General features: G+C 73.9%; 20 protein-coding genes. 12 read left to right on the plus strand and 8 right to left on the minus strand.

Annotated elements, in window-relative coordinates; translation table 11 throughout:
* Positions 1 to 139: 139 nt before the first annotated feature.
* Genes phnE through ABEA81_RS08520 form a run of 3 tightly spaced genes read right to left on the minus strand, consistent with a single transcriptional unit; the run spans position 140 to position 3,479 of the window.
* Positions 140 to 1,747: a phosphonate ABC transporter, permease protein PhnE gene (phnE, locus tag ABEA81_RS08510; protein WP_345604302.1), complete on the minus strand. Its 1,608-nt coding sequence runs from the start codon at positions 1,745 to 1,747 to the stop codon at positions 140 to 142.
* Entirely contained in the window at positions 1,744 to 2,532 is a 789-nt protein-coding gene (phnC, locus tag ABEA81_RS08515; RefSeq protein WP_345604303.1) for a phosphonate ABC transporter ATP-binding protein, read from the minus strand. The genes phnE and phnC overlap by 4 nt, the downstream gene beginning before the upstream one ends.
* 5 nt (positions 2,533 to 2,537) lie before the next feature.
* Positions 2,538 to 3,479 (minus strand): phosphate/phosphite/phosphonate ABC transporter substrate-binding protein, encoded by a 942-nt coding sequence (locus ABEA81_RS08520; protein WP_345604304.1) that lies wholly within the window; start codon positions 3,477 to 3,479, stop codon positions 2,538 to 2,540.
* A gap of 373 nt (positions 3,480 to 3,852) precedes the next feature.
* Here ABEA81_RS08520 and ABEA81_RS08525 point away from each other — a divergent pair, with 373 nt between their 5' ends.
* From ABEA81_RS08525 to ABEA81_RS08540, 4 genes are read left to right on the plus strand one after another with little or no spacing between them, the layout of a single operon-like run.
* Positions 3,853 to 4,473 (plus strand): bifunctional 4-hydroxy-2-oxoglutarate aldolase/2-dehydro-3-deoxy-phosphogluconate aldolase, encoded by a 621-nt coding sequence (locus ABEA81_RS08525; RefSeq protein ID WP_345604305.1) that lies wholly within the window; start codon positions 3,853 to 3,855, stop codon positions 4,471 to 4,473.
* Positions 4,470 to 5,423: a sugar kinase gene (locus ABEA81_RS08530; protein WP_345604306.1), complete on the plus strand. Its 954-nt coding sequence runs from the start codon at positions 4,470 to 4,472 to the stop codon at positions 5,421 to 5,423. The genes ABEA81_RS08525 and ABEA81_RS08530 overlap by 4 nt, the downstream gene beginning before the upstream one ends.
* Before the next feature lie 50 nt (positions 5,424 to 5,473).
* Positions 5,474 to 6,910, plus strand: coding sequence for an Nramp family divalent metal transporter (locus ABEA81_RS08535; protein WP_345604307.1), 1,437 nt, complete (start codon positions 5,474 to 5,476; stop codon positions 6,908 to 6,910).
* Positions 6,911 to 6,915: 5 nt separating this feature from the next.
* Positions 6,916 to 7,662 (plus strand): pirin family protein, encoded by a 747-nt coding sequence (locus tag ABEA81_RS08540; RefSeq protein WP_345604308.1) that lies wholly within the window; start codon positions 6,916 to 6,918, stop codon positions 7,660 to 7,662.
* A gap of 42 nt (positions 7,663 to 7,704) precedes the next feature.
* Here the strand turns inward: ABEA81_RS08540 and ABEA81_RS08545 are convergent, their stop codons facing one another.
* From ABEA81_RS08545 to ABEA81_RS08560, 4 genes are all read right to left on the minus strand, one after another.
* Positions 7,705 to 8,142 carry a DUF1707 SHOCT-like domain-containing protein gene (locus tag ABEA81_RS08545; protein WP_345604309.1) on the minus strand — a complete coding sequence of 146 codons (438 nt, stop codon included), beginning with the start codon at positions 8,140 to 8,142 and terminating at the stop codon, positions 7,705 to 7,707.
* A gap of 79 nt (positions 8,143 to 8,221) precedes the next feature.
* Positions 8,222 to 10,537 carry a penicillin-binding protein gene (locus tag ABEA81_RS08550; RefSeq protein WP_345604310.1) on the minus strand — a complete coding sequence of 772 codons (2,316 nt, stop codon included), beginning with the start codon at positions 10,535 to 10,537 and terminating at the stop codon, positions 8,222 to 8,224.
* Positions 10,538 to 10,603: 66 nt separating this feature from the next.
* A complete protein-coding gene (locus tag ABEA81_RS08555; RefSeq protein ID WP_345604311.1) occupies positions 10,604 to 11,275 on the minus strand; it encodes a maleylpyruvate isomerase N-terminal domain-containing protein in 672 nt (223 codons plus the stop codon).
* Between the two features lie 41 nt (positions 11,276 to 11,316).
* Positions 11,317 to 11,865, minus strand: a complete 549-nt coding sequence (locus ABEA81_RS08560; protein ID WP_345604312.1) for a MarR family winged helix-turn-helix transcriptional regulator — start codon at positions 11,863 to 11,865, stop codon at positions 11,317 to 11,319.
* A gap of 48 nt (positions 11,866 to 11,913) precedes the next feature.
* Between ABEA81_RS08560 and ABEA81_RS08565 the strand changes: the two genes are divergently transcribed.
* Positions 11,914 to 13,182, plus strand: coding sequence for an amidohydrolase family protein (locus ABEA81_RS08565; RefSeq protein WP_345604313.1), 1,269 nt, complete (start codon positions 11,914 to 11,916; stop codon positions 13,180 to 13,182).
* Between the two features lie 13 nt (positions 13,183 to 13,195).
* Here the strand turns inward: ABEA81_RS08565 and ABEA81_RS08570 are convergent, their stop codons facing one another.
* A complete protein-coding gene (locus tag ABEA81_RS08570) occupies positions 13,196 to 14,260 on the minus strand; it encodes a LacI family DNA-binding transcriptional regulator (RefSeq protein WP_345604314.1) in 1,065 nt (354 codons plus the stop codon).
* A 155-nt stretch (positions 14,261 to 14,415) separates the two neighbouring features.
* On the opposite strand from ABEA81_RS08570, the gene ABEA81_RS08575 reads away from it, so the two are divergent.
* The 7 genes from ABEA81_RS08575 to ABEA81_RS08605 are packed head-to-tail and all read left to right on the plus strand — an operon-like array spanning position 14,416 to position 22,466.
* Positions 14,416 to 15,705, plus strand: a complete 1,290-nt coding sequence (locus ABEA81_RS08575) for an ABC transporter substrate-binding protein (RefSeq protein WP_345604315.1) — start codon at positions 14,416 to 14,418, stop codon at positions 15,703 to 15,705.
* Positions 15,706 to 15,707: 2 nt separating this feature from the next.
* The gene (locus ABEA81_RS08580) at positions 15,708 to 16,649 is read left to right on the plus strand and encodes a carbohydrate ABC transporter permease (RefSeq protein ID WP_345604316.1); all 942 of its coding nucleotides are present in this window, start codon (positions 15,708 to 15,710) and stop codon (positions 16,647 to 16,649) included.
* On the plus strand, positions 16,639 to 17,571 hold the full coding sequence (locus ABEA81_RS08585; RefSeq protein WP_345604317.1) for a carbohydrate ABC transporter permease: 933 nt from the start codon (positions 16,639 to 16,641) through the stop codon (positions 17,569 to 17,571). Before ABEA81_RS08580 ends, ABEA81_RS08585 begins: the two co-directional genes overlap by 11 nt.
* 31 nt (positions 17,572 to 17,602) lie before the next feature.
* Positions 17,603 to 18,370, plus strand: a complete 768-nt coding sequence (locus tag ABEA81_RS08590; protein WP_345604318.1) for an SDR family NAD(P)-dependent oxidoreductase — start codon at positions 17,603 to 17,605, stop codon at positions 18,368 to 18,370.
* A gap of 5 nt (positions 18,371 to 18,375) precedes the next feature.
* The gene (locus ABEA81_RS08595) at positions 18,376 to 19,899 is read left to right on the plus strand and encodes a heparinase II/III domain-containing protein (protein ID WP_345604319.1); all 1,524 of its coding nucleotides are present in this window, start codon (positions 18,376 to 18,378) and stop codon (positions 19,897 to 19,899) included.
* Positions 19,900 to 21,792 (plus strand): heparinase II/III domain-containing protein, encoded by a 1,893-nt coding sequence (locus tag ABEA81_RS08600; RefSeq protein ID WP_345604320.1) that lies wholly within the window; start codon positions 19,900 to 19,902, stop codon positions 21,790 to 21,792.
* A gap of 14 nt (positions 21,793 to 21,806) precedes the next feature.
* Entirely contained in the window at positions 21,807 to 22,466 is a 660-nt protein-coding gene (locus ABEA81_RS08605; RefSeq protein WP_345604321.1) for a YesL family protein, read from the plus strand.
* Positions 22,467 to 22,526 lie beyond the last annotated feature (60 nt).

A 22,526-nucleotide genomic window follows, 5' to 3' on the forward strand; every position in this document is an offset into this window, starting at 1 on the left:
TGATCGCTGCGCTGGCCCCGGTTGCGGCCCCGGCCCGGTGGGACCGCCTCCTGGCGGCGCCACGCGCCCCATCGGGCAGGGCCCGGCCTGCCCGCGGTGCTGCCCGTAGGGGCCGCGGAGGCTCGGAGGTCGAGGGTCGCTAGCGGACCGCCCGGCGCAGCCACAGCGCGAGCAGTTCGACGGCCATGACCGTGGCGAACACCAGCCCCAGGATCGTCGTGACCACCCCGAACTGCATCACGCGTGAGGCGTTGAGCAGGTAGAACCCGATCCCGCCCGCTCCGACGATGCCCAGGAGCGTCGCGGAGCGGATGGTGACGTCGAGCTGGTAGAGCAGGTGGGCCACGAGCGCGGGCGCGGCCTGCGGGAGCGTCACGGCCGTGAAGACCTGCAGGCGGGACGCGCCGGTGGCGCGCACGGCCTCCTGCACGCGCACGTCGGTCTCCTCGAGGGAGTCGGCCACGAGCTTGCCGAGCAGGCCGACCGCGCCGATCGCGAGCGCCAGCGCCCCGGCGACCGGGCCGAGCCCGGTGATCACGACGAACACGATCGCGATGATCAGCTCCGGGATCCCGCGGACCACCACGACGACCGCCCGGAACGCCGCGGCCACCCCCGGCGCCGGGGCGACGTTGCGCGCGGCCATGGCGCCCACCGGGAGCGCGAGCAGGGCGCCGATGAGCGTCGCGGCGAGCGCGATCTGCACGGTGACGGCGAGCTCGGCCAGCAGGTCGGGGAGGATCCCGCCGGTGCTCGGCGGCCAGAACAGGCCCAGCGTGGCGGGCAGCTGCCCGGCGCCGGTGACGAGCTGCGCGGGGGTGAGGCCGGCCGCGGGCGCGGAGAGGGCGATCACGGCCACGGTCGCGCCCGCGTACAGGGCGGCGCGCACCCGCCGGGCCGTCCACGGCGGGGTGAGCCCGCCGGCGGGCGGCGGGGTCGCCGCCCGGCCGGTCGTGCGGAGCAGCAGCGCCCGGCGCACCGCGCCCGAGATCAGCTCGACCGTCACGCAGAGGCCCAGCACGACGAGCGCGAGCGCCATGCCGCGCTGGTAGTCGAGCCTGCGCAGGGAGTTCGCGATCTCGAAGCCGAGCCCGCCGACGCCCACGAACCCGAGCACCACGGAGATGCGCAGGTTGATGTCGAACCGGTGCAGGGCGGTCGCGACGAACGCCGGCAGCGCCGCGGGCAGCACCCCGGCCACCAGCTCCTGCAGCCGGCCCGCCCCCGCCGACCGCACGGCCGTGCGCGGCCCCTCGTCGACCTGCTCGATCGCGTCGGCGTAGAGCTTGCCGACCATCCCGACCGAGTGGAGCCCCATCGCGAGCACACCCGCGGCGGCGCCGAGGCCGAAGAGCCGGAAGAACACGATGGCGAGCACCACGTCGGGCACGGCGCGCGCGACGACGACCAGCGCGCGGGCGCCGTAACGGGCCGCGGGCGCCGGGCTGGTGTTGCCCGCGGCCAGCACCGCGACCGGCACGCTGAGCAGCACCGCGAGCAGGGTCGCGCAGACGACGATGGCAAGCGTCTGGGCGCACAGCCCGAGCACCTCGGCGACCGGCGGGAAGTCCAGCGGCACCGTGCGCGAGAGGAAGTCCGCCGCATTGCCCGCGCTGTCGACGAGGGTGGCGACGTTCAGCCGCAGCTCGCCCACCGACCACAGCGCCGCCCCGAGCAGCGCGAGCAGCACCAGGACCGCGGCCGTGCCCGTGCGCGAGGGCCGGGCGAGGGTCCGCGTACCGGTCACCGGGCGAGCACCGGCACGGCGGCGGGTGTCGCGGACGTGTACACCGCCATGGCCGTGTCGTGGTCCAGCCCGGCCACCGGCCGGTCGAGCACCACCCGGCCCGCGCGCAGCCCGACCACCCGCTCACCCAGCGCGAGCGCCAGGTCCACCTGGTGCAGGCTGCACAGGACGGTGAGCCGGTCCTCGCGGGCGAGCGCGGCGATGAGCTGCAGGACCTGCGCGGCGGACTCCGGGTCGAGGGAGGCCACCGGCTCGTCGGCGAGCAGGATGCGCGGCTGCTGCAGGAGCGCCCTGGCCACGGCCACCCGCTGCTGCTGCCCGCCGGAGAGGGTGTCGGCGCGCTGGAACCGCTGGTCGGCGAGGCCGACCCGGTCCAGCTGCTCCAGCGCGGCCGCGCGCACCCGCCGCGGGTACGTCGGCAGCCCGAGCCGCGGCCCGCGCAGCGCCCCCAGGGCGCCGGTGCAGGCGTTCTCCAGGACGGTCAGGCTGCCCACGAGGTGGAACTGCTGGAACACCATCCCGACGCGCTGCCGCAGCCGCCGCAGGCTGGTCCCGCGGGCCGTGCCGGCGTCGGTGCCCAGCACGCGCACCGTTCCGGACGACGGGCGGTGCAGTCCGTTGACGTGCCGCAGGAGCGTCGACTTGCCCGAGCCGGACGCGCCGAGCAGCACGACGACCTCCCCGGCGTGCACGGTGAGGGACACGTCGTCGAGCGCGTGGACACCGGGCCCGAAGCGCTTGTGGACGCCGCTGAGCTCGATGACGGACTCCGGTGCGTGGGTCACGGCGGTCAGCCCAGGCTCGTGCACGACTCGGCCTTCGTGACCTCGCAGACCCGGCGCACCCCGTCGTAGAGGGCGTCGTCCACCGGGGCGTAGCCCCAGCCGCCCTCCTCGCCGACCTTGCAGTCCGCCGCCGTCGCGCAGAACCCGCTCGCCGTGAGGTAGTCGACGTTCGCCTTCTGCGCGAACGCGTCGGCGATCACCTGCCGGCGCTGCGGGTCGACGTGGCTCGACACGGCGACCGGCGAGCCTGCGATCATCTTCGAGCGCCACACCACGCGCAGCTGCCCGGGCTGCAGCTGCCCGGAGTCGATGAGCTGCTTGTCGACGATGGTGTCGTAGGCGAAGCCGGCGTCGCACTGCCCGCTCGCCACCGCGAGCGCCGACGCGTCGTGCCCGCCCGCGAACACCGGGGTGATCCCCTTCGCCGGGTCCACGCCGGCCTCGATCAGGCCCGCGGTGGGGTAGAGGTAGCCGGAGGTGGAGTTCGGGTCGACGAAGCAGACGGTGCGGCCCGCGTACCCGGCGAGGTCGGTGATGTCGGAATCCGCGGCCGTGATCCCGTACGACTGGTAGCCCGGCTCGTCACCGGGGGCGTCCACCACCGATGCGATCGGCGTGATGCCCGGGTCCTGGCCCCTGGCCAGCACGTAGGAGAACGGGCCGAACATCGCGATGTCGATCTGCCCGGCCCGCATGCCCTCGATGACGGCGGCGTAGTCGGTGGCGTTCTGGAACTCGATCTTCGTGCCGGTCTCGCGCTCCAGCATCGCGAGGACGGCGGCGTAGCTCTGCTGCAGCGACGTCGACTCCTCGGAAGGGATCGAGGCGAACACGAGCGTGTCCTCGGCTCCGGGGGATGCGGGGGAGCCGACGGCGCTCTCGCCGCACGCGGTGAGCGCGAGCACGGCCGCGCACGCGACGGCGGCGCGGCGAAGGGTTGGCATCATGGGGGCAGCTCCTCTGGCCCGCCGGGGTCACGGTCGGCAGCGAGCGTGGGGCGCGCGGGTGCCCGGGCCGGCACGGCCGGGTGACGCCCGGGCGAACGGGACCGGACGGTTGGGGTGACCGGTCCGGACAGCGCCGCTCGCTCCGGTGCGAGTCCGAGATCACCCCGGCCGATCACGGGCACCGGCGTGCCGCACGCTTGTCGTGCCGCCTCGGGACGGTCATCATGCAGCGAGCCTGGTGAAACTTCATTCCACTACGTAAAACGTCGCTGGTGCCGTCGCGGGAACCCCGTTTCCGGCGCCCGCGGAGGGGGGACCACCGCCTGTGACCGGATCCAGCGCACCCGAGCGTCCCGATCATGATCGCGTTCCGGTGGGTGCCGCGCTCGCCGACACGCGCGTCGTCGCGATCCTGCGGGCGGAGAACGCCGACCGCGCCGAGGCGGTGGTCGACGTGCTCGTCGAGGCGGGCGTGCGCAGCCTGGAGCTGACGCTGACGACCAAGGGCGCCCTCGACGTCGTCGAGCGGCTCGCCGCCCGGGTGCCCGCCGAGGTGGAGGTCGGCGTCGGCACGGTGCTGACCGCAGCGGACGTCGACCGATCGGTGGCCGCGGGCGCGCGTTTCGTCGTGTCCCCCTCGGTGGAGCCGGAGGTGATCGCCGCGGCGCTGCGCCACCGGATCGCGAGCTACCCGGGCGCGTTCACGCCCACCGAGATCGCCGCGGCGTGGAAGGCGGGCGCGAGCGCGGTCAAGCTGTTCCCGGCCGGTCAGCTCGGCCCCGGCTACCTCGAGGACGTGCGTGCCCCGCTGCCGGACGTCCCCGTGGTACCCACCGGGGGCGTCGACATCGCCTCGGTCGCCGGGTGGCTGGCGGCGGGCGCGGTGGCCGTGGGGATGGGCTCGCCGCTGATCGGCGACGCGCTGGCACCCGACGGGGACCTCGGCGCCCTCGCCGAACGGGCGGGGGCGGCGCTCGCGGCGGCCCGCTCATGACCGGCGCCGGACTGGTCACCCTCGGTGAGACGCTCGGGCTGCTCGTGGCCGACGACGTCGGGCCGCTCTCGCTGACCAAGGGGATGCGGCTGTCCATTGGCGGCGCGGAGTCGAACGTCGCCATCGGCGTCTCCCGGCTCGGCGTGGCGGCGACCTGGATCGGGCGGCTGGGCCGCGACCCGATCGGTGACCTGGTCGAACGCAACCTGCTCGCCGAGCGCGTGCGGGCCGTCGTCCACCGCGACGACGCGCCCACCGCGCTCATGCTCCGCGAGCGGCGCACCGGTTCCGTGCAGAACGTCACGTACTACCGCCACGGCAGCGCGGGCTCGCACCTGCGGCCCGAGGACGTGCCGGCCGGGATCGTCGAGGGCGCCGGGGTGCTGCACGTGACGGGCATCACGCCCGCCTTGGGCGAGGGCCCCGCCGCAGCCGTGCGGGAGGCGCTCGCCCGGGCGCGCGCCGCGGGCGTGCCGGTGTCGGTGGACCTCAACTACCGGTCCCGGCTGTGGGACGCCGCCACAGCGGCTCCGGTGTTCCGGGAGCTCGCAGCCGGCGCCGACATGCTCTTCGCGGGCGACGACGAGGCCCGCATCGCGCTCGAGGCCGACGGATCGGTCGGGCCCGAGAAGCTGGCCGCGGCGCTGGCGGAGCTGGGCCCGCGCGAGGTGATGATCAAGCGTGGCCGGCACGGCGCCACCGCGCTGATCGACGGCAGGTCGATCGAGGTCCCGGCGGTCCCCGTGCACGCCGTCGACAGCGTGGGCGCGGGCGATGCCTTCGTCGCGGGCTACCTCGCGTGCCGGCTCACCGGCTGCGACCCGGACGAGGGCCTGCGCACGGCGGCCATCACCGGGGCGCTCGCCGTGACCGTGCCCGGCGACTGGGAGGCTTCTCCCCGGCCGCACGAGCTGTCCCTGCTGGGTGCGGAGGAAGACGTCCAGCGCTGACCGCGTCCGACCGCACCGAACGATCCCCGAACACCGAAAGGCCAGTACCGATGTCCGCGGACCACGACGACGCGGTCTCCACCGACCCGTCGACGCGTTTTCCCACGAAGTACCTGCCCCCGCCGCAGGTGCGCGAGCTGCCCGCCCCGCCGGTCGACCAGTGGCGGTTCGTGGGTCCCGGCATCATCGCCGCCGGGGTCGGGCTCGCGAGCGGGGAGTTCATCCTCTTCCCCTACATCGCCTCGCAGATCGGGCTGGGCTTCGTCTGGGCGGCGCTGCTGGGGCTGATCACCCAGTACTTCCTGAACATGGAGATCGAGCGCTACACGCTCGCCACGGGCGAGACCGCGATCACCGGGTTCAGCAGGCTGTGGCGGCACTGGGGCCTGGTGTTCGCGATCCTGGCCTACTTCGCGAACCTGTGGCCCGCGTGGGTGACCAGCTCGGGCACCCTGTTCAGCTACCTCTTCGGTGGCAGCGCACAGGTCATCGCGATCGTGCTCCTCGTGCTGGTCGGGGCGATCCTGACCCTCGCCCCGGTGGTCTACAACGCGCTGGAACGGGCGCAGATGGTGAAGGTGGCCGCCGTCGTGCTGCTGGTGGTCATCGGAGCGCTGTTCGCGATCGGCGCGGCGTGGGCGGACGTGCCGCGCATCGCCACCGAGGCGCAGTTCCCGGCCGCCGAGATCGGGTTCGCCACGCTGATGGGCGCGCTGGCGTTCGCCGGCGCGGGCGGCGGGCAGAACCTCGTGCAGAGCAACTGGATCCGGGACAAGGGCTTCGGCATGGGGCACTACGTGCCGAAGATCGTGTCGCCGCTGACCGGGGAGCCGGAGGCCCGCGGCCGGGTCGGGTACGTGTTCGTGCCCACCGAGGACAACCTGGGCCGTTGGCACGGCTGGTGGCGTTTCGCCAACCGCGAGCAGCTGTGGACGTTCGTGCTGATCTCGTTCGTGTCGATCGTGTTCATGTCGCTGATGGCCTACGCCACGGTGTTCGGCCACCCCGACGTCACGAACGACATCTCGTTCCTGAAGGTCGAGGGGAACGTGCTGATGGACCGGGTCGGCACCTGGTTCGGGTACTTCTTCTGGGTCGTCGGGGCGGTGTCGCTCTTCGCCGCGGCGCTGGGCATCGTCGACTACACCAGCCGGCTCGCCGCCGACGTGCTGAAGACCATGTACGCACCCGAAGCCTCGGAGAGCAAGCTCTACGCCGGGCTGGTGTGGGGCCTCGCGGTGATCGGGATCGTCGTGATCGCCGCCGGGTTCTCCCAGCCGATCGTCCTGGCCGTGATCTCGGCGTGCGTGGGCGGCGTGATGATGTTCATCTACTCCGGCCTGCTGATCGTGATCAACAAGAGGATGCTGCCGGCGGCCATCCGGATCCGCGGGTTCCGCGTCGGCGCGCTGGTGTGGTCGGTGCTCCTGTTCGGGGTGCTCGCCGTGCTCACGGTCGTCCAGCAGGCCGGGAAGCTGTTCGGCTGAGCGCCGTGCGCCGCATCGACCGGGTCGAGGAGGCCCTGCACGCGGGCCCGGACGCAGAGGTCGACGACAAGTGGCTGCACGTGCGGCCCGGCGACCCGCGGACGGCCCCGTTCCTGGTGCTGTCGGAGGACCGGATCACGGCGCCGGGCTTCGAGTGGCACCCGCACCGCGGCATCGAGACCGTCACCGTGGTGCTGGACGGGGCGCTCGAGCACGAGGACGACGCGGGTGGCGCGGGCGTGCTGGAGGCGGGCGACGCGCAGTGGATGACCGCGGGCCGCGGGATCGTGCACCGGGAGGTCGCCCACCAGCACGGCGCCGCCCACGTCCTGCAGCTGTGGCTGGAGCTGCCCGCGCAGGCCCGGTCGGCGCCGCCGGGGCACCAGCAGCTGCGCGCCGCCGACCGTCCGCGTCTCGCCCGGCCCGGCGCGGAGGTCGACGTGCTCGCCGGCACGGTGGACGGGGTGGAGGGCGCCGCCCGGCCGGCCGCGGCGGCGCAGGTGGTGCTCGTCACGCTCGCCCCCGGTGCGGCGCTCGACCTGCCCGTGCCGGCGGCCGACCGCGCATTCGCCCTCGTGGTCGAGGGGGGCGCGGAGGTGGGCGGCGAGCAGGTGCCGGCGCGCCGGACGGCGTGGTCGGAGCCCGCCGATGAGGCGTACCTGGAGCTCCGGGCCGGCGCGGAGGGCGCGCGCCTCCTGGTTGCGAGCGCCCGCCCCGGCCCCTCGCACACCAACCCTGACGCCCGCACATGAACTGCAGTTGGTGTGCGAGCGCCGATGTCGGTGTGCGACGGGTCAGGCTGCGGCGCTGGGCGGTGCCGCCCGGGGGGCGAGGCGGCCGTGCACCAGCACGCTGAGGCCCAGCCAGAACATCGGCCACACCGGCCAGAACCAGGGCGCGGGGTCCATCGCCCACCGCGTCACGAGGAAGACCGCGAGGAAGCCGACGACCGCGGCGTGCACGGCGAGCCGCCTGCGGCTTCCGGCGGTGAGCCGGCCGCGTCGCCAGGGGGCCGTGGCGCGTTCCGGTGTGGTCTTCTCCGCGGCGGGCAGGTCCGCGGTGAGCGGCCCGAGCTCGTCGCGGGTGACGGCGGCGTACGCCGCGGCCTGCCGCTCGTCGGCCTCGGCGATGGTGATCAGGCCTGCGGTGGCCGCCTCGCGCAGGCGTTCGGCGACGGCCTCGCGCTCGGCGTCGGAGGCGCGGATACCGGTGGGGTTCGACGGTGTCGTCATGTGTTCGATGCTGGCCCCGCGGGGCGAGCGCCGCGTCGGCTGCGCGGAGGCATTTCGCCTACGCCCGCGGCGGTAGGGGTCAGCCCGCGCCCGGCGGCGGGGGCGGTGGTGGGACCGACCCGCTGCTGATCTGCAGCGTGATCGTCTCCTCCGGGAGGGCGGTGCCCCGCGGGGACTGCCCGATGACGGTGCCGGCCGGCGCGGCGCTGTCGACGGTGCCGGTCGTCACCGGGAAGCCGGCCCGCTCCAGCCGGGCCCGTGCGTCGGCCTCGGTCCGCCCGATGACGTCGGGGACGCGCGTGGCCGCACCGCCCTCGAGGTAGCGCGGGTCGGTGGGTGGCAGCGGCTCGACCGGCTTCCCGGCGAGCAGGGGCGTCATGGCGCCGAACCAGGTCTGGGCCGGTGTCTTGCCGCCGAAGATGTTGCCGCTGCGGCAGGCGAACGGGGCGCCGGGGCCGTCGCACAGCGGCCGGGGGTTCGCCGAGTTGTCGAACGTGATGACCGCGCCGGCCATCTGCGGCACCACCCCGAAGAACGCGGCGGACTGGTGCACCTGGGTGGTGCCGGTCTTGCCGGCCATCGGCCGGGTCCAGCCGAACTGCGCTGCGGCGCCGCCCGCCGTGCCGCCCGCCTGGTCGTCCTTGGAGAGCCCGGTGAGCAGCGTGTTCGCCAGCCCCGGCTCGACGACCTGCTCGCACGGCGCCTCCGGCACCGGCACGGCGTTGCCGGCGGCGTCGGTGATCGACTCGATCGGGGTGGGCGGGCACCACTTGCCGCCGCTGGCGAGCGTGGCGCCGACGTTCGCGAGCTCCAGGACGCTGGTGGGTGTGACGCCGAGGGTGAAGGAGGCCTGGTTCTGGGCCTTGGTGACCTCGGCGATCGAGCGGTCGGTGGCACGGCCGGTGGCCGGGTCGACGAAGGGGGTGGTGGCGAGCGAGCGCATGCCCAGCCGTACGGCCATGTCGACCACGGGCGGGACGCCGGTGAACTCCTCCAGCCTGATGAACGCGGTGTTGGGCGACTGGGCGAGGGCGTCGGTGAGCGAGAGCCGCGGGGCGTAGCTGCCTGCGTTCTGCACGGGGATCGGGCGGCCGCTGCCGTCCCGGTAGATCGGCGAGGCGTACCCGCCGGGCGGCACCTCGATCTGGGTGTTGATGCCCAGGCCCTTCTCCAGCGCCGTGGCCGCGGTGAAGATCTTGTAGGTCGAGCCCGCGCCGAGGTTCACCGGCTCGTAGGGCAGCCCGTAGCTGGTCTGGTGCGCCGCGGCGTCGAGGCCGAAGACGCGGCTGGAGCCCATCGCCAGCACGCGGTGGTGGTCGGTGCCGGGCTGCACGATCGACATGACGTTGGCCGCGTCGGGCGAGTCGGGTGGCACCTGCGCCTTCAGCGAGGCGGTCATCGCCGCCATGGCGTCCGGGTCGAGGGTGGTGCGGATCGTGTAGCCGCCGCGCTCGAGCTGGTTCTGGGAGATGCCGGCGGCGGCCAGGTAGTGCAGCACGTAGCTGCAGAAGAAGCCGTCGTCGCCTGCGCCGATGCAGCCGTTCGGCAGGGTGTGCAGCGGCGAGGCCACCCCGAGCGGGCTCGCGAGCGCCGCCTGTGCCTGCTCGTCGTCGATCATGCCCTGTTCCTGCATGAGCCGGATCACGAGGTCGCGCCGCTCGCGCGCGGCCTCGGGGTGGCGCACCGGGTCGAACCCGCTGGTGCTGCGCACCATGCCGGCGAGCAACGCGGCCTGGGGGATCGTGAGCTCGTCCGGTGTGACCCCGAAGTACGTGCGGGCCGCGGCGGCGATGCCGTACGCGCCGTTGCCCCAGAACACCGTGTTGAGGTAGCGGATCAGGATCTCGTTCTTGGTGAGCTGCCGCTCCAGCTGCATCGCGATCTGCGCCTCGCGCAGCTTGCGCGCGGGCGTCTGCTCCACGGCCTCGAGCCGCTCGGCCTCGGTGCCGGCGAGCACGTAGAGCGTGTAGTTCTTGACGTACTGCTGGGTGAGGGTGGAGGCGCCCTGCTCGATGTCGCCCGACGCGGCGTTGGCGAGCACGGCCCGCAGCGTGCCGGGCCAGTCGACGCCGCCGTGCTCGAAGAAGCGCCGGTCCTCCACCGCGATGAGCGCGGCGACCATCGCAGGCGCCACCTGGTCGACCGTCACGAGCTCGCGGTCCTGCGCGAACAGGTGGGCGATCGGGGTGCCGCGGCTGTCGGTGACGGTGCTGGTCTGCGGGAGGGAGCCCGCGATGAGCTCGGTCGACAGGCCGCTGAGGCTGTCGCTCGCCTGGTTGGCGGCGAGCCCGGCGCCGACGGCCAGCGGGTAGGACACCCCGGCGACGAGCACGCCGGCGAGCAGGCAGAGGCCGAGCAGCAGCCCGACGCACCGAAGGATCAGACGCCCCCGCACAGCGTCCGACGGTAGCCGTGGCGGCGTCATGTCGCAGTCAGGGAACGGCCCCGCGGGGCCCGGGGCTCACCCCAGGACGGGGAGGCGGGCGGCGAGCGGGCCTGCCCGCGCCACCTGCTCCTCGTCGGGCCGGAGGCGGCCGGTGGCGATCAGCACCGCCGTCTCGTCCTCCCAGGGGAGCGGGCCGCCCGCGAGCTCCTCCACGGTGGCGCGGGCCGTGGTCAGGGCGGCCGGGGCGGGGGGGTCGAGCGTGAGCTCGGCGCCGAGGTCCAGGTGGTGGACGGCGAGCTCGAGGGCCCACGTGGCGAGGAAGTCGCCCGTGCGCATCGTGCGGCCCTGGATCGCGACGGCGCCCTCGGGCAGTGCGGCGACGGCGACGGCGATGGCGTCGGCGGTCGGGTGCAGGTGCGACACGATCCCGGTGGGGCACTGGTAGGCGACGCCCATCGCGCGGACGAACCGCACGTGCCCGACCGGGCCCGCCGCGGGTTGTCGTCCCGTCGGGGTGCTCCAGTAGCTCGCGGCGTCGGTGTTGGGGGAGCGGTCGGTGGGGCTGACGACGCCGAGCAGCATCTCCTGCAGGCCGAGGTGCACGTGGACGAGGACGTCGCCCACGGTCCAGCCCCGGCAGCGGCTGGCGGCGAGCAGCTGGTCGTCGTCGAGCCCGTCGGCCACGACCCGCAGTGCCCGCAGCCCGTCGAGGAACGCCGTACGCCCTGCGTCGTGGTCGACCTGCACGCCGAAAAGGCTAGTGGTCCGCGGTGCGGCCCGGGGTCCGGTCAGCCCGGACCCGGCCTGCGGGGCCTGCGCGCGGCCGGCGCACCCGGCCTGGGCATGGTGCCGGCCGCGGCGAACACCTCGCGCAACGCCGCGGCGGCCGCGGCGAGCACCGGCTCGGGCACGGCCGCGAGCACGGCGGCGTGGGAGGCCGTGCTCGTGCGCACCGCCTCCTCGGCGAGCGCCACGCCCTCGGCGGTGAGGGCCACGAGAGTGCCGCGGCGGTCGTCCGGATCGGGCCGGCGGGCGACGAGGCCCCGGGCGGCGAGGCGGTTGACCACGTTGCTCGTGCCGCCGGAGGACAGCAACAGGGCGCGGGTGAGGTCGTTCGGCCGGCGGGCGTAGGGCGCGCCCGCGCGGCGGAGCGCGGCCAGGACGTCGTACTCGGCGGGGGTGAGACCGAGGCCGGGCAGCTCGGCGTCGACGGCGTCGCCGAGCGCGCGCGCGAGCAGGGTGACCCGCTTGACCAGCTCGGTCTCGGGGCCCAGCACGTCGGGGAGCTCGGCCCGCCAGGCCGCGATGAGCTCGTCGGCGGGGTCGGTGGAGCGCATGCGCTCATGGTATAGCTTTAAGAAAAGCTATCGGGTGAGAGGAGGACCGTGGCCGAGATCCTCGTCAGGGGCGGGTGCGTCGTCGACATGCGCCCGCAGCCGGTCGTCCTCCGCGACACCGACGTGCACGTGGCCGACGGCCGGATCGCCGCCGTGGGACCCGGGCTCGCCGCGCCGGGTGCCGACGTGCTCGACGCCCGGCAGCGGATCGTGCTCCCGGGCTTCGTCGACACCCACCGGCACGGCTGGCAGTCGGTCCTGCGGGCCAGCGCCCTCGACGTCGACCTGGGCGGCTACCTGGAACGCGTCGCCGGCGGGCTGGCGCAGGCCCTGCACCCGGCCGACGTCGCGACGGCCGGCCTGCTCACCGGTCTGGAGTGCCTCGACGCGGGCGTCACCACCGTGCAGGACCACGCGCACATCGCCTTCACGCCCGAACACGCGGCCGCCGTCGTCGAGGGGTTGCGGGCATCGGGCGTGCGGGCGGTGTTCGGGTACGGGCGGCCGGTCCGGTCGCAGCCGCAGCCGTGGCGGGCGGGCGACGTGCGGCGGCTGCGGGCCCAGGTGCTGCCCGACGACGACGGCCTGGTGACGATGCTGCTGGCCGCACTCGGCCCGGCCCATGGGGACGTGGAGGAGACGGTCGCCGACTGGCGCCTCGCGCGCGAGCTGGACCTGCGGGTCGCGGTGCACATCGGCGCCACCCCCGCGGTGCCGCGGCCGGTGGCGCTGCTGCGCGAGCTGGGCGTCGTCGCCCCCGGGACCCTGTACGTGCACGGGAACTCGCTGCCCGACGACGAGGTCTCCCTGATCGCCGGCACCGGGGGCGCCCTGTCGATCACCCCGGCCGTCGAGGCGCGGATGGGGCACGGGCCGCCGATGCTGGGCCGGGTGCGGGCGCTCGGCGTGCCCGCGGGCCTCGGCGTCGACGTCGTCACCACCGTGCCGGGGGACCTGTTCTCGGTGATGCGCGCCGCGCTGCTCAGCGTCGACGCGTCGGGAGGGGAGCGGGTGCCGATGGCCGACGTGCTGCAGGCCGCCACCCTCGGCGGCGCCACCGCGCTGGGGATGGCCGACCGCATCGGCTCGCTGCGCGTCGGGGCGCAGGCCGACATCGTGCTGCTGCGCACGGACGCCGTGGCCACCGCGGGCGGGCACGACCCGGTGGGCCTGGCGGTGAACGCGCACCCGGGTCTCGTCGACACGGTGCTGGTGGCAGGCCGCGTCGTGAAGCGGGACGGGCGGCTGCTGCACCCGGGTGTCGGCGACGTGGTGGCGGCGGCGAACGAGGTCGCGCGGCGTCTCGCCGGCTTCTGACGGGGGGCTGGGGTCAGGCGCGGGGGGCCGGGCCGGTGGAGCTGCGCACCACCAGCTCCGGGCGCAGCAGCAGGGAGCCCCCGCCGCTCCTCGCCCCGCCGGTCCCGCTGGTCCCGCCGACGCCGGCGTGCAGGTGGGCGAACGCGGCGTCGGCCATCGCGGGGAGCGGCTGGCGGATCGTGGTGAGCGGCGGGCTGGCGAGGTCGGCCAGCACGATGTCGTCGAAGCCGACCACGGACAGGTCCGTGCCGACCTGCAGGCCGGCATCGCGGGCGCCGGCGATGATGCCGAGCGCGCACATGTCGTTGAGCGCGACGATCGCGGTGGGTGGCCGGCCGGTGGCGAGCAGCTCGCGGGCGGCGGAACGGCCGAGGTCAGGGAAGTCGAGGTCGCCGTAGTCGTGGTCGGCGGCGCCGGACCACACGACGGTGTCCTCGGCGGTGAGACCGAACCCCTCGAGGGCGGCCTCGAAGCCGCGGAACCGGGCGCGCCGGTTCACGCTGCGCAGCGAGCCGGAGACGAAGGCGAGCCTGCGGTGGCCGAGCTGCAGCAGGTGGCGGGTGGCGAGCTCGGCCCCGACGGCGTTGTCGACGGAGATGTTGACGAGCGACGGCGGGTCGCCCGCCTGGGCCGTGCGGTCGAAGGCGACGAGGGTGAGGCCCTGCTCCACGAGTGGGAGCACGTGTTCCAGCGACGGCAGCGACGAGCACAGCACCACGCCGCGGATGCCGTCGGCCCACAGCTCCTCGAGGTAGTCGCGCTCCCGGGCGGGGTCGCGCTCGCTGTTGCACAGCAGCACCCGGTGGCCGGCCCGCAGGGCCGCCGCCTCCAGGTGGCGCGCGAACGTGCCCCAGAACGGGTTGGCCACCGACGGCACCACGAGCCCGAGCACCTGGGACCGGCCGGTGCGCAGCTGGCGGGCCGGGCCGTTGGGGCGGTAGCCGAGCCGCGCGATAGCCTCTTCGACGCGTTCGCGGGTCTGCGGCAGCATCCGGTCCGACCGGCCGTTGAGCACGTTCGACACGGTGCTCGGCGAGACGCCCGCCTCTGCGGCGACCTGGTGGATCGTCACACTCACGACGCCTCCTCCGTGTCCACATCCCCGCCCGATGTCGATCGTTGACAGGGCATGAGCGCGCACCTAGTTTGGTGCATCGTTGCAATGGTGCAACGTTGCAGTGGTGAGCGCCACCCATCCGGCCGATCCACACCGCAGTGGAGGGGAGCTCAGCGATGACCATCCGACACCGGTCCGTCCTGCGGGCCGTGGCGGCCGCAGCGGCCGGCCTCGTGGCCCTCGCCGCGTGCGGGGGGCCCGCGCCGGGCGACGATGGCGACGGCGCCATGAGCGGCGAGATCAGCCTGCTCACGCCGATCTTCGAGGAGGCCGACGGCCACGCGGTGCTGGAGCAGCAGCTCGCCGCGTTCGCGCAGCAGCATCCGGGCGTCACCGTCAAGCCGGACTACACGTCCTACAACAAGCTCAACGAGAAGCTCACCACGTCGATCGCGAGCGGACAGCCCTACGACGTGATGCTGATGGGTGCCGGCTGGATCCCGCCGTTCGCGGCGAAGGGCGTGCTGGCCGACCTGCAGAAGGACCCGGCCGAGCTCGCGTCGCAGTACTACGAGGGCGCTTTGTCCCCAGGCCTGTACCAGGACAAGGTGTACGGCCTGCCGATCATGATGGACACGCGGATCGGCATCTACCGCAAGGACCTGTTCGCGCAGGCCGGGATCACCGAGCCGCCGAAGAACTTCGCGGAGCTGCGCGAGTACGGGAAGCGGCTCACCCAGCGCGGCCCGGACGGGAAGCTGGCGGTCGCCGGGCTGGACGTGCTCGGGATCGACCCGCGGCAGGAGTTCCTGACCCTGCTGTGGGCCGCGGGTGGTGAGCTCTTCGGTCTGGACGGTTCGCCGGCCTTCAACTCGCCCGCTGGGGTCAAGGCGCTGCAGACGATGAGCGACGTCATCCAGGTCGACCGCAGCGAGGACATCGGCTGGACCGAGCCCAACTCGAAGACCGGAAACGTGATGGCGCAGGGCCGCGTCGCGATGATGGTCGGTCACCACAACTTCTGGACGGCGATCCAGCGGGAGAACCCCGACCTGATCGCGCAGGACAAGCTCGGGTTCTTCGTGATCCAGGACGAGCGCCCCGCCATGTTCCAGGGCGGCACGCTCGCCACGGTCGCGGCGCAGAGCAAGCACCCGGCGGCCGCGACGGCCCTCGCCGAGTTCCTGGCCTCCGAGGGCCCGGCGCTCGCGGCCAACCAGCAGCGCGGCAACATCCCGGCGCTGAAGTCCCTGGAGTCGTCGGACTTCGTGCAGCAGAACAAGGCGATCCAGTTCGCCATGCAGCACTTCGACAGCGTCCATTCCGAGGGCGGCGTGCCGCAGTGGCTCGACATCCGCGACAAGTTCAAGCCGGCGATCGAGAGCGCGATGCTGGGTCAGAAGACCCCGCAGCAGGCCCTCGACGACCTGGCGGCAGAGGCGTCGGCCGCGCTGGCGGGCCGCTGAGCATGGTCGCTCCGACCACGGCACCCCCGGCCGCCCGCGTGGCGGCCGGGGCTCACCGGCGTCAGCGTCCGCTCGGGCGCGAGCGCCGCCGGGCGGCGTACCTCATGCTCGCCCCGGCCGTGGTGCACCTCGCGTGGTGGATCGGGATCCCCACGGTGGCGACGTTCGTGCTCGCCTTCACCCATTACGACATCCTCGCCGGCACCATGGCCTGGGCAGGCCTGGACAACTTCGTCGCGATCTTCCGCGACCCGGTGTGGTGGAAGGCGATCTGGAACACCGTCGTCTACACGTTCTTCACGGTGCCGGTGGCGATGGCGATCGCGGTGGTGATCGCCGTTCTGCTCAACACGAAGCTGCGGGCGCGGGCCTGGTACCGCACCGCTGTGTTCATGCCGCACATCACCGCGACCGTTGCGATCGCGCTGGTCTGGATGTGGATGTTCGAGCCGAACATCGGCCTGTTCAACTGGGTGCTCTCGTGGTTCGGCGTGCGCGGCCCGGCATGGGTCTCGGATCCGTCGTGGGCCATGACCTCGGTGATCCTGATGAGCGTCTGGAAGGGCATCGGCCTGAAGATGGTCATCTACCTGGCGGCGTTGCAGGGCATCCCGCACGACCTCTACGAGGCCGCGGAGATCGACGGCGCCGGTCCGGTACGCCGCTTCTTCGCGATCACGCTGCCGCTGCTCGGGCCGGCCACGTTCTTCGTCCTGGTCGTCTCCCTGATCGACTCGTTCCAGGTGTTCGAGCAGTTCTACGTGCTCACACCGGAGGGTGGCCCGGCCAACGCCACCACCGTGATGACGTACGAGATCTACAAGTCGGCGTTCCAGCGCTTCGACATGAGCACGGCGAGCGCGCAGAGCGTGGTGCTCTTCGTCTTCCTGCTCGTGCTGACGATCGTCGGCAGGCGGTTCACCGGGAGGGACGATGTTGCCTGACGGCGCGTTGGCCGCACCGGAGGCGCCTGCGTCGGGGGCGCCCGGGACGGGGCGGATGGGGGGTGCGCCCCGTCCCGGGCGGATCGTGCTGCACGCCGTCCTGATCGTGCTGTCGCTCCTGATGGTGGCGCCGTTCGTGTGGATGCTGCTGACCTCGCTGAAGTCGCACGCGGAGGTCATGGCCTACCCGCCGACGTTTCTCCCGTCGGTGTGGCAATGGGTGAACTACCCGGACGCGCTGCAGTTCGCGCCGTTCGGCACCTACTTCCGCAACAGCCTGGTGATCGCCGTGAGCCACACCGTGATCAACGTGGCGCTCGCGGCGATGGCGGGGTACGCGCTCGCGCGGTTGCCGTTCCGCGGCCGCTCGGTGCTGCTGATGCTCGTGCTGGCGGCGATGATGATCCCGACCTTCACCAAGATCGTGCCGCAGTACCTGCTCGCGAAGACCATGCCGCTCTTCGGCGGCAACGACTTCCTCGGCCGCGGTGGCAGCGGCTGGCTGGACTCCTGGTGGGGGTTGATCGTGCCGGGAGCGGTCACGCCGCTCGCGATCTTCCTGTTCCGCCAGTTCTACCTGTCGCTGCCGCGCGAGCTGGAGGAGGCCGCGCGCCTGGATGGCCTCGGCGAGTTCGGGATCTTCGCGCGTGTGATGACGCCGCTCATGAAGCCGGCGATCGCCACGGTCTCCCTGATCACGTTCGAGAACAGCTGGAACAACTTCGTGTGGCCCCTCATCGTCACGCGGAGCGACGAGCTGCGGGTGATCCAGGTCGGGCTGGCCGCCTTCCAGCAGGTCGACGAAACGCTGTGGGAGTACATGATGGCCGGCACGGTGCTCGCCACCCTCCCGATGATCGTGTTGTTCCTGTTCACCCAGCGATACTTCGTGCAAGGCTTCGCCACGGCGGGGATCAAGTAGCAGGGATCGAGCAAGTAGTGAGGGAGATCGCGTGAGCTTCGATCTGACGGGCCGCCGCGCCCTGGTCACCGGGGCCGGCCACGGCATCGGCGCGGGCATCGCCGAGGGGCTCGCCGCTGCGGGCGCCGACGTCGTCGTGCACTACGGGCACTCGGCCGGGCCAGCGGCAGAGGTCGTCGAGCGGATCGGTGCGCTCGGGCGCAAGGCCACCGCGATCGGCGCGGACGTCACGGTCACGGCCGAGGTCGACCGGCTCCTCGACGAGGCCGTGGGCTTCCTCGGCGGCCTGGAGATCGTCGTCACGAACGCGGGGCACCTCGTCGGGCGCTCGCCGGTGGCGGAGATGACCGACGAGCACTTCTCCACGGTGGTCGAGGTCAACCTCGGGTCCACCTTCCGCACGGTGCGCGCGGCGATCCCGCACCTGCGCGCGGCCGGCCCGAAGGGCCGCGTCGTCACGATGGCCTCGCTCGCCGCGCACAACGGCGGGGGCGCGGGCGCTGCCGTGTACGCCGCGTCGAAGGCGGGGGTCGTCGGGCTGACGAAGGGCCTGGCCAAGGAGCTCGGCCCGGCCGGGATCACCGTCAACGCGCTCGCGCCCGGCTTCATCGGGGGCACCGCCTTCCACGACACGTTCACCCCGCCCGAGGCGCAGAAGGCGATGGTCGGCGGCATCGGGGTGGGCCGCGGCGGCACCGTCGAGGACGTCGCGGGCGCCGTGGTCTGGCTCTGCTCGGACGCGGGCGCGTTCATCAACGGCACCACCGTCGACATCGACGGGGGCGTCGGGTACCGGTGAGCCCGGTGGCGCCCGCGGTGCTGCCGGGCGAGCGGGGCGGGTGGTGGCACCACTACGTCTGCCCGGCGCACGGGGTCGAGCTGGAGCACGTCGGCCTGCTCACCGGCGAGTTCCCCGAGGGCGGGGTGCCGTGCGCGCACGGCTGCCGGGTGGACACCGCCGACGTCCGCGGTGCGTGGACGGTGCTCGCCCACCAGGCGTGTGCGCGGGCCATCCTCGCGGCCGCCGGCGGATCGGCGGACGAGCGGGCAGGCGCCGTCGCGCTGCTGCGCGAGTACTCCCACCGCTACGCCGCGCTCGGCACCACGGGGCACAACGGCGCCGCGGGCTGGATGCTGCGCGGCCGGCTGTTCCACCAGGCGCTCACCGAGGCGATCTGGGCCGTGCCGATCGGGCTCGCCGCGCGGCTGCTCGGCGACCCGGTGCCCGAGCTGACGGAGGGGCTGGCCGATGCGGCCCGCGTCGCCCGCGACTCGCTGGTGGCCGACGGGCGTTTCCGCTCCAACTACACCGCGTGGCTGGACGCGGCGGGCGCCGCCTGCACCGGCAAGCCCGAGTGGCTCGACGGGCCGCACGGGATCTTCGCGCACGTCCTCGCCTCCACCCACGCCGACGGGTGGGAGTGGGAGGCGAGCACGTACTACCACTCGTTCGTGCTGCGGGCCTACCGGCACGCGATCGCGGCGGTGCCGGGGGTGAAGGTGCCGGCCACGGTGCGGGCGCGGATCGACGCGATGGCCGACGTGCTGCGGATGCTGGTCACGCCGGGCGGCCTGCTGCCGTCCCTGCACGACGGCCCGTACCGGCGTGCCGAGTGGGACCGCGAACTCGCCGAAATGATCGACACGGGGCTCGAGATGACGCCCGCGGCGCACCGCCCCGTCACGGTGTACCGGGACGCGGGGTACGCGATCCTGCGGGGTGGCGGCGTGCGGGCGATCGTCGACTACGGGCCGCACGGCGGGTCGCACGGCCACCTGGACACGCTGTCGCTCTACCTCTACGGCGACGACGTCGCGTGGCAGCCCGACCCCGGGCAGGTCCCGTACGGGCACGCGTACTGGCGCCGGTACTACGCGTCCACGGCGGCGCACCCCACCTTCTCCGTCGACGGCCTCGAGCAGGCCGAGTGCGCTGGGGAGCTGGTGAGCGCCGGTGCGGACGAGGTGACCGTCGCCTGCGGCACCGCCTACGACGGCGTGAGCGCGGTGCGGCGGGTGGTGCTCGCCGCGGACGGCACGCTGCGCGACGAGCTGTCCGTCTCGGCCGAGCGGCCCCGGCGGATCGCCGCGCACCTGCGCCCGGACGTACCGCTGACGGTCCGCACCGACCCGGACGGCACGGTCCACACGCACTGGGAGGGCCATCTGCACGGCACCCACACGGCCTCCGGCGCGGCGGCGCGGTTCGCCGCCCGCCCCGGCCCGGGCCCCGCCGACGACCCGCAGCGCACCCGCACCCACGTCGACTGGGTGGCCGAGGACGCCACCTCCGTCACGTTCCGGTCGACCTACCGCGTAGGACAGTGAGTGGAACCCCTCCTGATCGCCGGCCGCCTCGATGACCTGCGGGCGTCGCTCACCACCACGCACGCCGCGCAGTGGCGGCGGCTCGCCGAGCAGTGCGACTGGTACCGCGGCCAGACGCCGCCCGCCGAGCACCCGACGGCGAGCATCACCTACTTCGGCCCGGCCGCGGCCAACCTGGCACTGGCGTACCGGCTCACCGGGCAGCGCGGGTACCTCGACGAGGCGTGGCGCTGGATCGCCACGGCCATCTCCTACCCGCACTGGGGCAAGGCCAAGATGCCCGACCACGACCTCGATGCGGGCTGGCTGCTGCACGGGTTGTCGCTGGCCTACTCGTGGCTGCGCGACGACCTCGCGCCCGACCGCGCAGCCGCGCTGCGTGCGAAGCTGGAGCTGCAGGGGGAGCGGCTGCAGGAGTTCGCGGTGGAGACCGAGGGGAGCTGGTGGTCGTCCAGCTTCTGGCAGAACCACAACTGGATCTGCTACGCGGGCCTCGCCACCGCGGGCTACGCACTGGACCGCCCGGAGTGGACGGCCCGCGCCCGCGACAACTTCGCCCAGGTCCTGGAGCTCATGCCGGCCGACGGGTCCGACTCGGAGGGCGTCGTCTACTGGCGCTACGGCGTGCCGTGGCTCGCGATCTACGTCGACCTCCTCGAACGCACCGAGGGCATCGACTGGTGGCGGCGCGGCTCCTTCCTGGAGAACACCTTCACGTGGCGGCTGCACCAGTGCGCGCCCGGGTTCGAGGAGAACGTCGACCACGGCGACTGCCACGACCGCCGCAGCGGCCACAGCGTGGCGCTCTACTACAAGCTCGCCTCCGCCTACGGCGACGGGCGGGCCCGGTGGCTCGCGGACCGGGTGGCGCAGCGGTACTTCTGGCGCGAGGCCTACGCGTCCGGTGTGAAGCCCGGCGTGATGCCCGAGGCGTTCTACGAGCTGCTCTGGTACGACCCGGCCGTCGAGCCGGTGGACCCCGCGGGCGAGCCGACCGCCGCGTACTTCCCGGACCTCGGCCAGGTCACCGCCCGCACCTCGTGGGCCGATGACGCCGCGTTCGTCAGCTTCAAGGCCGCCCCGGGTGGCGGCCACACAGCCTGGGAGACCGCGGAGCGGTTCCGCCGCGAGCGCGGCTGGGAGACGCTGTCGGCCGGGCACCACCACCCCGACGCCGGCGGCTTCGTGCTCACCGCGCACGGCGCGTTCCTCGCCGTCGACTGCGGCTACAGCAACGCCAAGCGGGCCGCCGAGCACAACCTCGTGCTCGTCGACGGGCAGGGCTGGGCGGGGGAGGGCCGCTACCACGTCTACCAGGACCTGCCCTACGAGTCGCAGCCCCGGCTGCGGGACGTCGCGATCGTCGACGGGTGGGTGCACGCGGTGGCCGAGTCGGCGGCCATGTTCGACCCCGCGCTCGGCGTGCGGCGGGTGGAGCGCACGCTGGTCGTCACGCCGCGCGGGCGGCTCGTGCTGCGGGACCGGCTGGCCGCCGACGAGCCGCGGGAGTGGACGTTCCTGCTGCACAGCGACTGGCCCGCGGACCCGGTCGACGGCCGGTGGGCCATCCGCTCCGGCTCGGGGATGGCCTGGCTCACGAGCCTCGGGCCCGACGTCCAGCGCGTCGAGCAGGCCGACACCGCGATCGAGGCCAACCCCACCGGCAGCACCCCGAGCCTGCGGATCACCAAGACGCTGCGCACCGTGCGCATCAGCACCCCCCGCCTCGCCGAGGCGGTGTTCCTGACGGCCCTGGAGCCGACCGGCGCCCTCGACCCCGAGCCCGCCCTCGCCAGGGCGATCCCGGACGGGGTCGACTTCGGCGACGAGCAGGTCCGCTTCGCCGAGGAGAGAACGGTGTTGACGGCCGGGGAACGGGTGACGCGCTTGTGACAGCCTCATCCGGCGTGGACGAACGGCACCCCCGGACGATGGGTCCGGACGAGCGTGCCGCTCGTACGACGGGATGGGAGCGCGAGGCCCGCGGGTGGGCCGGGGCCGCCCTGCGGGGGCTCGAGTTCGTCGCCTACCCGGCGATCGCGGGGGCCGCGTTCTGCCTGCTCGCCCTCGGCGTCGTGACCTGGCTGCCCGCGCTCGGGGCGCTCGCATCCGCGTTGCACCGGTGGCGCCGGGACGGCGACACCCGCTGCTTCACCGGGGTCCTCACCGCGTTCCCCGGGTACTGGCGGGCGCTGTGGCGGCATGCGCTGGTGGCGGCCGTGGTGCCACCGGCGATGCTCGTGGCGATCGTGTTCCTCGCCGGGCGGCCCGAACCCGTGTCGATCCCGTTGCTCGCGGTGCAGGTCGGCGGGCTGGCCGTGTTCGCCGTCTACCACCTGGCGCTGGCCGTGGTGGCGGGCGCCGACCCGGGCGGGCGGCCGGCGTGGCGGGCCCGCGCACTGGTGCTCGCGTTCGGCTCCCCGCGCCGCGGTCTCGTGCTGCTCGCCGCGCTGCTGGTCGCGCCCGTGCTCGGCCTGCCGCTCGTGCTCGGCCCGCTGCTGTTCGGCCCGAGCCTGCCGGTGCTGTGCGGCCTGGTGCTCGTGGACCGGGTCGATGCGAGCCGGTGACCCCGGCCCGTCGCACACCAACTTGCGTGCTCGCACACGAACTGCAGTTGCTGTGCCGGC

This window comes from Pseudonocardia adelaidensis, from assembly GCF_039543345.1.
Taxonomy (GTDB): Bacteria; Actinomycetota; Actinomycetes; order Mycobacteriales; family Pseudonocardiaceae; genus Pseudonocardia; species Pseudonocardia adelaidensis.